General features: G+C 62.3%; 10 protein-coding genes. 7 read left to right on the top strand and 3 right to left on the bottom strand.

Features of this window, described 5'->3' with window-relative positions; all coding sequences use genetic code 11:
• Positions 1-80: 80 nt before the first annotated feature.
• Positions 81-1,718: a propionate catabolism operon regulatory protein PrpR gene (prpR, locus tag ASD58_RS06030; protein WP_057260200.1), complete on the bottom strand. Its 1,638-nt coding sequence runs from the start codon at positions 1,716-1,718 to the stop codon at positions 81-83.
• A 146-nt stretch (positions 1,719-1,864) separates the two neighbouring features.
• Here prpR and prpB point away from each other — a divergent pair, with 146 nt between their 5' ends.
• The 5 genes from prpB to ASD58_RS06005 all read left to right on the top strand — a co-directional run bounded on the left by prpB (position 1,865) and on the right by ASD58_RS06005 (position 11,185).
• Positions 1,865-2,752 carry a methylisocitrate lyase gene (gene prpB / locus ASD58_RS06025; protein WP_057260199.1) on the top strand — a complete coding sequence of 296 codons (888 nt, stop codon included), beginning with the start codon at positions 1,865-1,867 and terminating at the stop codon, positions 2,750-2,752.
• A gap of 25 nt (positions 2,753-2,777) precedes the next feature.
• Complete coding sequence (gene prpC / locus ASD58_RS06020) at positions 2,778-3,929, top strand: 2-methylcitrate synthase (RefSeq protein ID WP_057260198.1); 1,152 nt, start codon at positions 2,778-2,780, stop codon at positions 3,927-3,929.
• The gene (gene acnD / locus ASD58_RS06015; RefSeq protein WP_057260197.1) at positions 3,929-6,526 is read left to right on the top strand and encodes a Fe/S-dependent 2-methylisocitrate dehydratase AcnD; all 2,598 of its coding nucleotides are present in this window, start codon (positions 3,929-3,931) and stop codon (positions 6,524-6,526) included. Before prpC ends, acnD begins: the two co-directional genes overlap by 1 nt.
• Complete coding sequence (gene prpF, locus ASD58_RS06010) at positions 6,527-7,711, top strand: 2-methylaconitate cis-trans isomerase PrpF (RefSeq protein ID WP_057260196.1); 1,185 nt, start codon at positions 6,527-6,529, stop codon at positions 7,709-7,711.
• 189 nt (positions 7,712-7,900) lie between these two features.
• Positions 7,901-11,185, top strand: coding sequence for a bifunctional diguanylate cyclase/phosphodiesterase (locus ASD58_RS06005; protein ID WP_307177028.1), 3,285 nt, complete (start codon positions 7,901-7,903; stop codon positions 11,183-11,185).
• On the opposite strand, the gene xth is transcribed toward ASD58_RS06005, so the two are convergent.
• The gene (xth, locus tag ASD58_RS06000; protein ID WP_057260194.1) at positions 11,182-11,946 is read right to left on the bottom strand and encodes an exodeoxyribonuclease III; all 765 of its coding nucleotides are present in this window, start codon (positions 11,944-11,946) and stop codon (positions 11,182-11,184) included. The genes ASD58_RS06005 and xth overlap by 4 nt on opposite strands.
• Before the next feature lie 364 nt (positions 11,947-12,310).
• On the opposite strand from xth, the gene ASD58_RS05995 reads away from it, so the two are divergent.
• The gene (locus tag ASD58_RS05995; protein WP_057260193.1) at positions 12,311-12,658 is read left to right on the top strand and encodes a hypothetical protein; all 348 of its coding nucleotides are present in this window, start codon (positions 12,311-12,313) and stop codon (positions 12,656-12,658) included.
• Between the two features lie 10 nt (positions 12,659-12,668).
• A complete protein-coding gene (locus tag ASD58_RS05990; protein ID WP_082565253.1) occupies positions 12,669-13,127 on the top strand; it encodes a hypothetical protein in 459 nt (152 codons plus the stop codon).
• Positions 13,128-13,173: 46 nt separating this feature from the next.
• Here the strand turns inward: ASD58_RS05990 and ASD58_RS05985 are convergent, their stop codons facing one another.
• Positions 13,174-14,670 (bottom strand): leucyl aminopeptidase, encoded by a 1,497-nt coding sequence (locus tag ASD58_RS05985; protein ID WP_057260192.1) that lies wholly within the window; start codon positions 14,668-14,670, stop codon positions 13,174-13,176.
• Positions 14,671-14,688: the final 18 nt, after the last annotated feature.

The raw sequence follows: 14,688 nt of genomic DNA, 5'->3' as shown, positions 1-14,688 counted from the left end.
AATGCCCCTGAAATCAACGCAAGAAGATACTACGATATTGTCATTGATGCAATACGGTGTGGCTTCGATGCCTCGGGCCCTTATGTCTCTTGCTCTTCACGCAGGCGCCGCCACAGCGTGGTGCGGCTGATGCCGAGGTAGTCGGCGGCGGCGTCGCGGCGGCCGCCGAAACGGGCCAGTACATCGGTAGCGCTTTCCGGCGCAGCTGCGCGCGGCATGGATGCCAGGGGGGCTGACAGTTGCTGTAAAAGGTGTGGAGCCCCATTCAGTTCGGGCGCAACGCCGGCAACGAAGCTCGGCGTCAGCGCCTGCAGCGGTTCGGCAGCGAGGAACAGGGCGAGGCGTTCGGTCAGGTTGCGCAGTTCGCGCACATTGCCCGGCCAGTCGTAGCGCAGCAGAAGGGGGGAGCAAGCGGCCAGTTCGGCCGGCAGGTTGGGGTGGGCACGAGCGCCCAGGCTGGCCAGCGCCGTGCGCAGCGACCACTCGGCCAGCGGCAGGATGTCGGTTGGGCGCTCGCGCAGCGGCGTCAGGGACAGGCGCAGTACGGCCAGGCGGTAGAACAGGTCGGCGCGGAAGCGGCCTTCGCGCACGCGTGACTCAAGGTCGCAATGGGTGGCGCTGATAATGCGCACGTTGACGGGAATTGGCCGCGTGCCCCCCACCCGCACCACTTCGCGTTCTTCCAGTACGCGCAGGAGCCGGGTTTGCAGCGCAAGCGGCATCTCGCCGATCTCGTCGAGGAACAGGGTGCCGCGGTTGGCTGCTTCGAACAGGCCTGCGTGGCCGCCGCGCCGGGCGCCGGTGAAGGCGCCTTCTTCGTGGCCGAACAGTTCCGATTCCAGCAGCGATTCGGCGATGGCGCCGCAATTCACCGCAACGAAAGGCCGGTTGGCGCCGCCCAGGGTGCGCGGCGACTCGCGGTGGATGGCTTGCGCCACCAACTCCTTGCCGCAGCCGGTTTCGCCCTGGATCAACACTGTGGCGGGCGACTTTGCGTACAGCACGACGGCCTGCCGCACGCGCTCCATCGCTTCCGATTCGCCGCGCAGGTCGGCCAGCCCGTGCTTGGCGCGCAGCGTATCGGCCACCACGTGGCGCCGGCTGCGGTTGGTTTCAAGCTGCGCCAGCCGCGCCAGTTCCAGTGCATCGTCGAAGGCCTGGCGGATCGAGGCTGCCGAGTAGACGAACACGCCGGTCAGTCCGGCTTCTTCGGCCAGGTCGGTTATCAGGCCGGCGCCGACGATGGCCTTGATGCCGGATGCCTTCAGGTCGTTGATCTGCGCGCGCGCGTCTTCCTCAGTGGCGTAAGTGCGCTGTTCGATCGGCACGCCGAAAGTGGCGGCAAATTCCGCCAGCGCCGGCATGTCGTCCTGGTAGGTGATTACGCCAATGCGGTCGGAAACTTTGCGGGCGCGGGCCAGGGCCTGCATGAAATCGAAACCGCTGGCCTTGGCGATCACCACCGGTACTGACAGGCGGCCTTTCAGGTAGGCGGCATTGGAGCCGGCCGCAATCACCGCATCGCAGCGCTCCGTCGCCAGCCGTTCGCGGATATGCCGTGCGGCCTCGTCGAAACCGAGGTTGACCGGTTCGATGTCGGCCAGGGCGTCATATTCCAGGGTGATGTCGCGGAACAGTTCCGACAGGCGCGAGACGGAAACCGTCCAGATCACGGGCTTGTCAGCCGGGTCGAAGGGCAGGGGAGTGGAATGTCGCATGTTTCACCTGAAACGTTTCACGTGTTTCAACTTGAAACATTATACTCTGGCGCCGGCGTTGCAAGTGCTTGATTTTGCTGGGCAGCTGTGGCTGGCACGCCGCTTGCACTATGGACGGCAAACATCCCTCAAACTGAAAGGACATCATGAGCCAATATTCCGCAGGTGCCGCCTTCCGCAAAGCCGTGCAAGAAGAATCCCCGCTGCAGGTGGTGGGCGCGATCAACGCCAACCACGCCCTGCTGGCCAAGCGCGCCGGCTTCAAGGCGATTTACCTGTCGGGGGGTGGCGTGGCTGCCGGCTCCCTGGGCCTGCCGGACCTGGGCATTTCCAACCTGGACGATGTGCTGACCGACGTGCGCCGCATTACCGACGTGTGCGACCTGCCGCTGCTGGTGGACGTGGATACCGGCTTCGGCTCCTCCGCCTTCAACGTGGCGCGTACCGTGAAGTCGATGATCAAGTTCGGCGCTGCCGCAATGCATATTGAAGACCAGGTGGGCGCCAAGCGCTGCGGCCACCGCCCTGGCAAGGAAATCGTCTCCAAGGGCGAGATGATCGACCGCATCAAAGCTGCCGTTGACGCCCGTACCGACGAAAACTTCGTGATCATGGCGCGCACCGATGCGCTGGCCGTGGAAGGCCTGGACGCGGCAATCGACCGTGCGGTAGCCTGCGTGGAAGCCGGCGCCGACATGATCTTCCCGGAAGCGATGATCTCGCTGGACATGTACAAGCAGTTCGCCGCTGCCGTGAAAGTGCCGGTGCTGGCCAATATCACCGAATTCGGGTCGACCCCGCTGTTCACTGTGGAAGAATTGAAGGCGGCGGACGTGGGCCTGGTGCTGTACCCGCTGTCCGCCTTCCGCGCCATGAACAAAGCCGCCGAAAATGTGTACACCGCGATCCGCCGCGACGGCACCCAGCAGAACGTGGTCGACACCATGCAGACCCGCGCCGAACTGTATGAGCGCATCAATTATCACGACTTCGAACAGAAGCTCGACGCCCTGTTCGCAGCACAGAAAAAATAATCAATCAATTCGAGGAGAGACCAACATGACCGAAGCAGCTCCAACCTTCAAGCCAAAGAAATCCGTAGCCTTGTCCGGCGTTGCAGCCGGCAATACTGCCCTGTGCTCCGTCGGCAAAACCGGCAATGACCTGCACTATCGCGGCTACGACATCCTGGACGTGGCCACCACCTGCGAATTCGAAGAAATCGCCTACCTGCTGGTGCACGGCAAGCTGCCGAACATCGCCGAACTGAAAGGCTACAAGAAGAAGCTGAAATCCCTGCGCGGCCTGCCGCAAGGCGTGAAGTCCGCCCTGGAAGCGCTGCCTGCCTCCGCCCACCCGATGGACGTGATGCGCACCGGTGTCTCCGTTCTTGGCTGCTGCCTGCCGGAGAAAGATGACCACAACATCGCCGGCGCGCGCGACATCGCCGACCGCCTGATGGCTTCCTTCGGCTCCATGTTGCTGTACTGGTACCATTTCAGCACCAACGGCAAGCGCATCGAGGTGGAAACCGATGACGAAACCATTGGCGGCCACTTCCTGCACCTGCTGCACGGCGAAAAGCCTTCCGAATCGTGGGTGCGTGCGATGCACACCTCCCTGATCCTGTACGCGGAACACGAGTTCAACGCTTCCACCTTCACCAGCCGCGTGATTTCCGGCACCGGTTCCGACATCCACTCCGCCATCACGGGCGCGATCGGCGCATTGCGCGGTCCCAAGCACGGCGGCGCCAACGAAGTCGCGCTGGACATCCAGCAGCGCTACGAAAACGCCGACGAAGCGGAAGCCGACATCCGTAACCGCGTCGCCAACAAGGAAGTGGTGATCGGTTTCGGCCACCCTGTTTACACCATCTCCGACCCGCGCAACGTGGTGATCAAGGAAGTGGCGCGCTCCCTGTCGCAGGAAGCCGGCTCGATGAAGATGTTCGACATCGCCGAGCGCCTGGAATCGGTGATGTGGGAAATCAAGAAGATGTTCCCGAACCTGGACTGGTTCTCCGCCGTGTCGTACCACATGATGGGCGTGCCGACCGCCATGTTCACCCCGTTGTTCGTGATCTCCCGTACCTCGGGCTGGGCTGCCCACGTCATCGAACAGCGCATCGACAACAAGATCATTCGTCCAAGCGCCAACTACGTCGGCCCTGAAGACCTGGCCTTCGTACCTCTGAAGGACCGCAAGTAATGAATACCCAATACCGCAAGCAACTCCCCGGCACCAAGCTCGATTACTTCGACGCGCGCGAAGCCGTCGATGCGATCAAGCCGGGCGCCTACGCCACGCTGCCATACACCTCGCGCGTGCTGGCGGAAAACCTGGTGCGCCGCTGCGATCCGGCCGCGCTGACCGCATCGCTGTCGCAACTGATCGAGCGCAAGCGCGACCTGGACTTCCCGTGGTTCCCGGCGCGCGTGGTGTGCCACGATATCCTGGGCCAGACCGCGCTGGTCGACCTGGCGGGCCTGCGCGACGCCATCGCGGAGCAGGGCGGAGATCCGGCCCTGGTCAACCCGGTGGTGCCGACCCAGCTGGTGGTCGACCACTCGCTGGCAGTGGAATGCGGCGGTTTCGACCCGGACGCATTCAACAAGAACCGCGCCATTGAAGACCGCCGCAACGAAGACCGCTTCGACTTCATCAACTGGACCAAGAAGGCCTTCCAGAACGTCGACGTGATCCCGCCGGGTAACGGCATCCTGCACCAGATCAACCTGGAGCGCATGTCGCCGGTCATTCAGGTGAGCGATGGCGTGGCCTATCCGGATACCCTGGTCGGCACCGATTCCCATACCCCGATGGTGGACGCACTTGGCGTGATCGCCATCGGCGTGGGCGGCCTGGAAGCGGAAACCGTGATGCTGGGCCGTGCATCCTGGATGCGCCTGCCGGACATCATCGGCGTCGAGCTGACCGGCAAGCCGCAGCCGGGCATCACCGCGACCGACATCGTGCTGGCGCTGACCGAATTCCTGCGCAAGGAAAAAGTGGTTTCAGCCTACCTGGAGTTCTACGGCGAAGGTTCGACCGCGCTGACCTTGGGCGACCGTGCCACCATTTCGAACATGGCACCGGAATTCGGCGCTACTGCCGCGATGTTCTCGATCGACGCGCAAACCATCAAATACCTGAAGCTGACCGGCCGTGACGACGACCTGGTGGAACTGGTGGAAACCTACGCCCGGCACACCGGCCTGTGGTCGGACGAGCTGGCCAAGGTCGAGTACGAGCGCGTGCTGAAGTTCGACCTGTCGAGCGTGGTGCGCAATATCGCCGGCCCGTCCAACCCGCACAAGCGGGTTCCTACCTCCGAGCTGGCTGCACGCGGCATTTCCGGCGTGGTGGAAAACGAGCCGGGCAAGATGCCTGACGGCGCCGTGATCATTGCCGCCATCACCAGCTGCACCAATACCAATAACCCGCGCAATATGATTGCCGCCGGCCTGCTGGCCCGCAATGCGAACAAGGCCGGTCTGTTGCGCAAGCCATGGGTCAAATCCTCGCTGGCGCCTGGCTCCAAGGCCGTGACGCTGTACCTGGAAGAAGCGGGCCTGATGCCTGAGCTGGAAAAGCTGGGCTTCGGCGTGGTTGCTTACGCCTGTACTTCATGCAACGGCATGTCCGGCGCGCTAGACCCGGTAATCCAGAAGGAAGTGGTTGACCGCGACCTGTACGCCACAGCTGTGCTGTCGGGCAACCGTAACTTTGACGGCCGTATTCACCCATACGCCAAGCAGGCCTTCCTGGCTTCGCCGCCGCTGGTGGTGGCCTACGCCATCGCCGGCACTATCCGCTTCGACATCGAGAAGGATGTGCTGGGCCACGATGCATCAGGCAAGCCGATTACCCTGAAAGACCTGTGGCCGAGCGACGAAGAGATCGACGCGATCGTCGCATCCAGCGTCAAGCCAGAGCACTTCCGCAAGGTCTACATCCCGATGTTCGCCCGCAGCGAAGAAGCAGCCGAACGCGCCGAGCCGCTGTACGACTGGCGCCCGCAATCGACCTACATCCGCCGTCCGCCTTACTGGGAAGGTGCGCTGGCAGGCGAGCGCACCCTGAGCGGCATGCGTGCGCTGGCCGTGCTGGGCGACAACATCACCACCGACCACCTGTCGCCATCGAACGCGATCATGATGGATTCCGCCGCAGGCGAATACCTGCACAAGATGGGCCTGCCGGAAGAGGACTTCAACTCTTACGCAACCCACCGCGGCGACCACCTGACCGCACAGCGCGCGACCTTCGCCAATCCAACGCTGAAAAACGAAATGGTGCGCAATGCCGACGGCAGCATCAAGGCCGGCTCGCTGGCCCGCGTGGAGCCGGAAGGCAAAGTGACCCGCATGTGGGAGGCTATCGAGACCTACATGGAGCGCAAGCAGCCGCTGATCGTGATCGCCGGCGCCGACTACGGCCAGGGCTCTTCGCGTGACTGGGCGGCGAAAGGCGTGCGCCTGGCAGGCGTGGAAGCGATCGTGGCCGAAGGCTTCGAGCGTATCCACCGCACCAACCTGGTGGGCATGGGCGTGCTGCCGCTGGAATTCAAGCCGGGCGTGAACCGCCTGACACTGGGCATCGACGGCACCGAAACCTTCGACGTGATCGGTGAACGCGCACCGCGCGCCACGCTGACCCTGGTGATCAAGCGCAAGAACGGCGAGCGGCTGGAAGTGCCGGTGACCTGCCGCCTCGATTCGTCGGAAGACGTGTCGATCTACGAGGCCGGTGGCGTACTGCAGCGCTTCGCGCAGGACTTCCTCGAATCCGCAAAGGCAGCATAAATGGCACACAAACCGCAAATCAAAGTACCTGCCACGTATATGCGCGGCGGCACCAGCAAGGGCGTGTTCTTCCGGCTGCAGGACCTGCCGAAAGCGGCCCAGGTACCTGGCAAGGCGCGCGACGACCTGCTGCTGCGCGTGATCGGCAGCCCGGACCCGTATGGCAAGCAGATCGACGGCATGGGAGGCGCGACGTCAAGCACCAGCAAGACGGTGATCCTGTCCGCCTCCACCCGCTCCGGCCATGACGTGGATTACCTGTTCGGCCAGGTCAGCATCGACAAGGCCTTCGTCGACTGGAGCGGCAACTGCGGCAACCTGTCGGCGGCCGTCGGCGCCTTCGCGATCAGCGGCGGCCTGGTGGCTCCGGGCCGCGTGCCGCGCGACGGCATGGCGGTGGTGCGCATCTGGCAAGCCAATATCGGCAAGACCATCATCGCCCACATCCCGATGACCGATGGCGAGGTGCAGGAAACCGGCGACTTCGAGCTCGATGGCGTGACCTTCCCGGCCGCCGAAGTGCAGCTTGAGTTCATGGACCCAGCGGCGGAAGAAGAGGGTGCCGGTGGCGCGATGTTCCCGACCGGCCGCCTGGTCGACGACCTGGAAGTACCGGGCGTCGGCACGCTGAAGGCGACCATGATCAACGCCGGCATTCCGACCATCTTTATCAATGCCGATGCCATCGGCTACACCGGCACCGAGCTGCAGGAAGCGATCAACGGCGATGCGGCAGCCCTGGCAAAGTTCGAGACCATCCGGGCCCACGGCGCAGTGCGCATGGGCCTGATCAAGGACGTGTCGGAAGCGGCCACCCGCCAGCACACGCCGAAGGTCGCCTTCGTCGCAGCGCCGGCCGGCTATACCGCATCCAGCGGCAAGCCGGTGCAGGCCGGCGACATCGACCTGCTGGTGCGCGCACTCTCGATGGGCAAATTGCACCACGCGATGATGGGAACTGCAGCCGTGGCAATCGGCACGGCTGCCGCGATTCCGGGCACGCTGGTCAACCTGGCCGCCGGCGGCGGCGAGCGTGAAGCAGTACGCTTCGGCCACCCGTCCGGCACCTTGCGCGTGGGCGCGCAAGCCACGCAGCAAAACGGGGAATGGACCGTGAAGAAGGCCATCATGAGCCGCAGTGCGCGAGTCTTGATGGAAGGCTGGGTGCGGGTGCCCGCCACCTGATTCGCAGGGCAGTGCGTCCGGCCTGGCGGCCGGGCGCCTGTGCGCATCCTGCAGGGAGCTGCGTCGCGGCAAAAAGACATGGTTTTGTTGTAACAAAGTCAGCAAACCCGGCCTTTCCTTTGACTAGTCAGTTTTGTACGCTATGATCGGCTGGATACCCCCGGAGTCCAGGCGTACATGAATTCTGTTTTGAGTAATGTTGAAGTTGTGGCCAATGCTTTGCAATTGGTCGGGATGCCTGCCTGCGCTTGCGATGCCGACGGCCTGGTGTTCGCTTCCAACTCCGAATTCGACGCCTTGCTGCAATCCGATCCGCGTGGCCGCAACGTGGTCGAAATGTTTGCCCGCCATGTGCGTGCCGAAGCGAATGCGCAGTTGAATGCTGCGCTGGTGGTGTCCGCAGCCTTGCCGAATATGGCGCCGCGCACCGCTCCCAAATGGGACAGCGTGCTGACCAACGCCAGCGGTAATTACGTCGCCGTGCAACTGACGGTCAAGGCGCTGCCGGGCGGACTCGATGGCGGCGCGACCATCATCTTCAACGACATCAGCAGCGCCCAGCGCGACCAGCGCGCACTACGCAAGGCCATGCTGGAGCAGCAGGCCATCCTGGAAAATGCGGCGGTCGGCATCATCCTCGCCAAGAACGGCTATGTCGTCGAATGCAATATGCGCGCCGCTGAAATGTTCGGCTATGCACGACAAGAGCTGGAAGGCGCACCGAGCGACATCCTGTACCCGACGCCGGAAGAAGCGCTGCGCATGCGCACCGAATACTTCCCTGTGCTGGCGAAGGGCACGCCGCTGACGCTTGAACTGCAATTGCGGCGCCGTGACGGAAGCTTGTTCTGGTGCCGCTCCAACGGCCGTGCGCTGGACCCCGCCGATTCGCGCGAAGGCACGGTTTTCATCCTGGAAGACATCAACGAGCAGCGCGTAGCGACAGAGGCGATGGGCCGGCTGTTGCTGGAACAGAAAGCGATCCTGGACAATGCCTCGGTCGGCATCCTGTTCACCAAGAACCAGGAAATCCTGACGGTCAATCCGCGCATGGCTGAAATGTTCGGTTATACGCTGGAAGAACTGCGTGGCCGCCACGCGTCGATCCTGTTTGAGAACGTGGAGCAGCACGCCGCTTTCGGCCGGCAGGCCGGCCCCTTGCTGGGCGCAGGCCAATTGTTCGAGCTGCGCGAATGCCAGTTGATGCGAAAGGACGGCACGATCATCTGGTGCCGCGTGCGGGCGCAGGCGGTTGACCAGGAACACAATGCTGGCGGCACCATCTGGATCCTGGAGGACGTGACCGTGTCGCGCCAGACCCAGATGGAAGTCGAGGCCATCATGACCAATGCCTCGATCACCATGCTGTTTACCAAGAACCGCCTGATTACGCGCTACAACCGCGGCTTTGCCGACATGTTCGGCTATGAAGGCGATGAAGCGCTGGGCATGCCGGGCCGCGCCATCTATCCGGACGATGAGACCTACAACCGGGTCGGCTCCGTTGCCGGCCCCCTGCTTAGCCAGGGCAAGCACTTCCACTCCGAAACGCTGATGCGGCGCAAGGACGGCAGCGACTTCTGGGCGCAGTTGATCGGCTATGTGGTGAACCCGGAAGACCCGACCCAAGGCACGATCTGGATCATTGAAGACCGCACCACGCAAAAGCATGATGAGGAATCGCTGCGTAATGCACTGCTGGAAAACCAGGCGATCCTCGACAGCGCGGTGATGGGTATTTCTGTTTGCGAGAGGGGCCGCAACCTGCGCTGCAACGCCAAGATGGAAGAGTTGTTCGGCTACGGCCCGGGCGAGATGGCCGGCGTCAGCGTGCAGACCTTCTATCCCGACCTGGCCGGGTGGGACGCGGCGCGCAAGGCGACTGAAAAAGACTTCCTGGCAGGCCACGCCAGTTCCTATGAATACCAGCTGGTGCGCAAGGACGGCAGCAGCTTCTGGGCACGCCTGTCGGGGCGCCCATTCGACATGGCCGACCCCAAAGGCCGCTCGGTATGGCTGATCGACGACGTTACCTCGCGCCGCGAGGCCGCGGAAGCGGTGCGCCGTGCGCGCGACGAACTGGAAGTGCGGGTGCTGGAACGCACGGCGGAACTGGCTGGGGCGAACGCGCAACTGCAGGCTGAAATCGTGGAACGCCGGCAGGCCGAAGCCCGCGTGCACCATATGGCTTACCACGACAGCCTGACCGGACTGCCCAATCGCGCGCTGCTGGCCGACCGCCTGGACCGCGCCATGCTGGCGGCGCAGCGTTCCGAGCGCCGCCTGTCAGTCATGTTCATCGACCTTGACCGCTTCAAGACCATCAACGATTCGCTAGGCCACATGACCGGCGACGCCCTGTTGAAAGAAGTGGCGGCGCGCCTGGTGGGGGCGGTGCGGGCAAGCGATACCGTGGCGCGCCTGGGAGGCGACGAATTCGTGGTGCTGCTGCCGGGTATCCACACCACTGAAGAATCGAGCCAGGTCGCACAAAAGATCATCGACTTGCTGTCCGAACCGATTCCGCTGGACGGCCGCCTGTTGCATATCACGCCATCGATCGGCATCTGCACCTATCCGGACGACGGCAACGACGTTGCCACGCTGATGCGCAATGCCGATGCGGCCATGTACCATGCCAAGGCTTCCGGCCGTAATAACTACCAGTACTTCAACGAAGAAATGAACGTGGCGGCAGCCATGCATTTCGAGATGGAGAGCGCCCTGCGTTCGGCTTTGCAGCTTGGCCAGTTCGAATTGCATTACCAGCCGATCATGGACATCGCGACGCGCCGCCTGGCCACGCTGGAAGTGCTGCTGCGCTGGCGCCGTCCGGCTGGCGGCCTGGTGATGCCGGACCAGTTCATTCCGCTGATCGAAGAAAACGGCCTGATCGTGCCGATCGGCGAATGGGTGCTGCGCCGCGCTTGCGAGCAAAGCATGGAATGGCAGCGCCAGGGCATGGCACCGGTGCCGATGGCGATCAACCTGTCGGCGCGCCAGTTCATGCATCGAGGCCTGGTCGATTCGATCCGGCGCACGCTGGAAGAGACGGGCATCGATCCCGCGCTGATCGAATTCGAAATCACCGAAACGGCGCTGATGCAGCACGGCGAACAGACGCTGGAAATCCTGGGGCAGATCAACGCGATGGGAATCCGCATGTCGATCGACGACTTCGGCACCGGTTATTCCTCGCTGGCTTATTTGAAGCGCTTCCCTGTGCGTAAGATCAAGATCGACCGCGCCTTCATCAAGGACCTGGAAGAAAGCGCGGAAGACCGCGCCATCGTGGCCGCAATCATCGCGCTGTCGGACAGCCTGCAGCTATCGGTGGTGGCGGAAGGGGTGGAGACGGAAGGGCAGTTCCAGCTCTTGCGCGAGCAAGGCTGTACCTATGCGCAGGGCTACCTGTTCTCGAAACCCGTGCTGGGCGTGCGCGCCCAGCTCATGATGGAACGGCAGGCGGCTTAGGCGCCCAGAGTCGCGATGACCGGAGCGTGGTCGGAAGGCTGCTGCCACTTGCGCGGCGCACGATCGATCACGCAAGAGACGCAGCGTTCTTTCAATGGCGCGGAGAGCAGCACGTGGTCGATGCGCAGGCCCTTGTTCTTCTGGAAGCCCAGCATGCGGTAATCCCACCACGAGAAACTTTTTTCCGGTTGCTCGAACAGGCGGAACGAATCATGCAGGCCGAGATCGAACAAGGCCTGCAGGGCGGCGCGTTCCTTATTCGAGCAAAAAATGTCGCCTTCCATCGCCGGGTCATGGGTGTCACGGATATCGGGCACGATGTTGTAGTCACCCAGCACGGCAAGGTGCGGGTTGCTCGCCAGTTCTTCGCCCAGCCAGTCGCGGAAACCGGCCATCCATCCCAGCTTGTAGGTGTATTTGTCCGAATCGAGCGCCTGGCCGTTCGGCACGTAGGCGTTCACTACCCGGATGCCGTTGATGGTGGCGGCCAGGATGCGCTGCTGCTCGTCCGGATATCTCGGGTTGTTCTTGACCACGTCCTGCATTGGATGGCGCGACAGGATGGCAACACCGTTGTAGGTTTTCTGGCCATTGAACACCACCTGGTAGCCCAGCTCCTCGATTTCCCTGACCGGGAACTTGTCGTCGGTGAGCTTGGTTTCCTGGATGCAGAGCACATCGACCGGGTTTTCATCCAGCCATTTCGTAACGTGCGGCAAGCGAACGTTCAATGAGTTAACATTCCAAGTGGCTAATTTCATGTCGGACTTTCAAGTTGCGTGGGGGCAGATCTTATCAATACTCACTATGCTATGGGAAGCTGTCGTATTTGAGCCAAACAATGATTCTACGGTGACATCAAAATTGTGCTTTCCTGTCGCAAAAAAGGTGTCGGTGTAAAAATAATTTCCAATAGTGCTTCAAAGTTATCAGATTGGTACTAAAATTACGCTATCAACAACCGTAAACGTCAATATAATTAAACGGTTGGTATCGAAGTTGTTTCCACGGAGCTGGGTGATTTTGCTTATTTACAACGGATTTGAATGTTGTCTTGCGTTAATAAGTGGTAATATTGGGAAACTAATTCCGATTTAACGGGCACTGCAAACTAAAGGAATACACATGCGATCTGCATTCGAAGCATGGGCGCAGAAGGACGGCCAAATCGTCCGTCGGCGCGAAGACAAGCCAGAAGAGTATCTGGTATATGAGACACAACGTCGCTGGCTGATCTGGCAAGCGGCACTGGAACACGGCAAATCGCCAAGCGGCCGCAAGTCTGCCCGCGAGGCAAGCGCACGCGCTGCATCCCAGCGCCCGCAAGCCATTGCTGTTGCTGATGCCGAAGTGCGTAACGAAGTCCTGAACGAAGTCCTCGACGCATTCCAGGGCATCGGTGCCAACAGCATGGACGACATCATGCACGTCATCCAGGGTCTCCGCCAGAAACGAGGCCAGTCGGCCGACTGAGCCTGACTGCATGCCATCCAGGCTGAGTCGATTCGCGTTCGCTGCGCTGTGCGCAGCGGCGTTGGGTGGCTGCGCCACCCTTTTCGATTCAACCGAGCAGTCGGTACTGGTGCAGACCGTGCTGGATCACCAGCAGGTGTCTGCCATCGGCTGTGTGCTCTCGAACGACCGGGGCCGCTGGTTTGTCACTTCCCCCGGGCGGGTGTCGGTGCACAAGAGCACCCAGCCGCTCGTCGTCGATTGCCGCCGCGAAGATGTCTGGGCTTATGACCAGATCGAGGCGCGCCAGAATGCCTCCAAATGGGGCAATATCATCTTCACCCTCGGGGCTGGCCAGATTGTCGATAAACAGACTGGGGCTGGCTTTGACTTGCCTTCCACGATTACGGTGGTCCTGCAACGCGGGGAGGGCGCCGCCGCGCGCGGTGCGCCGCCGCAGCAGCCCATGCCGACATCGTCGATCTATTAAAGAAAAAGCCGGGTTTCCCCGGCTTTTTTGTTGGTCGGCTTACCGGTCAGCCGGCGCGGCCGATCAGGAAGTTGGTCAGCATCGGCACTGGACGGCCGGTGGCGCCTTTGGCGGCGCCCGACTTCCAGGCGGTGCCGGCGATATCGACGTGGGCCCATGGATACTTGCGGGTGAAGTTTTCCAGGAAGGCGGCGGCGGTGCAGGAAGCGCCGCCTGGGGAACCGATATTGGCCAGGTCTGCGAAGTTGGACTTCAACTGGTCGTTGTACTGTTCGCCGATCGGCAGGCGCCATGCGGTGTCGCCGGTGGCTTTGCCCGATGCCATCAGGGCCTCGACCAGCGCGTTGCCGGCTTCGTCGTCGCGTGCAAACACGCCGCTGTTGTGGTGGCCCAGGGCCACGATGCAGGCGCCGGTCAGGGTCGCTACGTCGATCACGGCGGCCGGGTTGAAGCGTTCGGCGTAGGTCAGCGCGTCGCACAGGATCAGGCGGCCTTCGGCGTCGGTGTTCAGGATTTCAATGGTCAGGCCATTCATCGAGGTGACGATGTCGCCTGGCTTGGTGGCGCGGCCGGACGGCATGTTTTCGCAAGCGGCCACGATGCCGACCACGTTGGATTTCAGGCCCATTTCGCCGATTGCGCGGAAGGTGCCCAGCACGGAGCCGGCGCCGCACATATCGTATTTCATCTCGTCCATGCCTGGACCGGCCTTGATCGAAATGCCGCCGGTGTCGAAGGTGATGCCTTTGCCCACCAGGACGGTCGGTGCATCCTTGGCCTTGCCGCCTTTGTGTTTCAGGACGATGAACTTCGGCGCCTGCTCGGAACCATTGGTCACAGACAGGAAGGAGCCCATCTTCAGGGCTTCCATCTGCTTGCGGTCCAGGATTTCGACTTCAAAACCGAAGTCCTTGCCCAGCTTCTTGGCGACGTTGGCCAGGTAGGTCGGGGTGCAGACGTTGGCGGACAGGTTGCCCAGGTCCTTGGTCAGTTCCATGCCGTTGGCGGTGGCAACCGCTTGCGACAGCGCCAGCTTGTTGCCGGCATTGCCTGCCACGGCCAGGGCGACTTTCTTCGGGCCGGCCCATGCCGGGTCTTTCCTCGATTTTTGCGCGTCGGTGCGGTACACGGCGTCGCGGCCGGCCAGCACTACGGAGCGGATCGCCCAGTTGGCGTCGCGGCCTTTCACTTCTTCCAGTGGCAGTGCGATAATAGCGTCCGTCGATGCAACGGTGCCCAGCGCCTTGATGGCGGCATTGATGGCGGAACCGATGGCTTTTTCGGCGACTGCTTCATCGGCGCCCAAGCCTACCAGCAGCACGCGTTCGGCGGCAGCGCCTTTCAGGCCTCGCAGCAGCAGGGTGGTGCCGGCTTTGCCCGTAATGTCGCCGGATTTCAGTGCGGCGGTGATTTCGCCAGCGCTGTCGAGGGCTTTAGCCGCTTTCGAGAGCTTCTTGTTTTCGAAGACGCCGACCACGATGCAGCCGCTTTTGGCGCTGGCGATGGTGTTCTTGGCGTCGAGTGCTTTTATGCTAAAGTCCATTTGGTTTCTCCTTAATTT

The sequence above is a fragment of the Duganella sp. Root1480D1 genome, assembly GCF_001427305.1.
Taxonomy (GTDB): domain Bacteria; phylum Pseudomonadota; class Gammaproteobacteria; order Burkholderiales; family Burkholderiaceae_D; genus Rugamonas.
This window is presented reverse-complemented; position numbering and strand designations above follow the sequence as displayed.

Coding starts and splice junctions, on each gene's coding strand:
- prpR (WP_057260200.1), bottom strand. CDS start 1,718: ATGCGACATTCCACTCCCCTGCCCTTCGACCCGGCTGACAAGCCCGTG.
- prpB (WP_057260199.1), top strand. CDS start 1,865: ATGAGCCAATATTCCGCAGGTGCCGCCTTCCGCAAAGCCGTGCAAGAA.
- prpC (WP_057260198.1), top strand. CDS start 2,778: ATGACCGAAGCAGCTCCAACCTTCAAGCCAAAGAAATCCGTAGCCTTG.
- acnD (WP_057260197.1), top strand. CDS start 3,929: ATGAATACCCAATACCGCAAGCAACTCCCCGGCACCAAGCTCGATTAC.
- prpF (WP_057260196.1), top strand. CDS start 6,527: ATGGCACACAAACCGCAAATCAAAGTACCTGCCACGTATATGCGCGGC.
- xth (WP_057260194.1), bottom strand. CDS start 11,946: ATGAAATTAGCCACTTGGAATGTTAACTCATTGAACGTTCGCTTGCCG.
- ASD58_RS05995 (WP_057260193.1), top strand. CDS start 12,311: ATGCGATCTGCATTCGAAGCATGGGCGCAGAAGGACGGCCAAATCGTC.
- ASD58_RS05990 (WP_082565253.1), top strand. CDS start 12,669: ATGCCATCCAGGCTGAGTCGATTCGCGTTCGCTGCGCTGTGCGCAGCG.
- ASD58_RS05985 (WP_057260192.1), bottom strand. CDS start 14,670: ATGGACTTTAGCATAAAAGCACTCGACGCCAAGAACACCATCGCCAGC.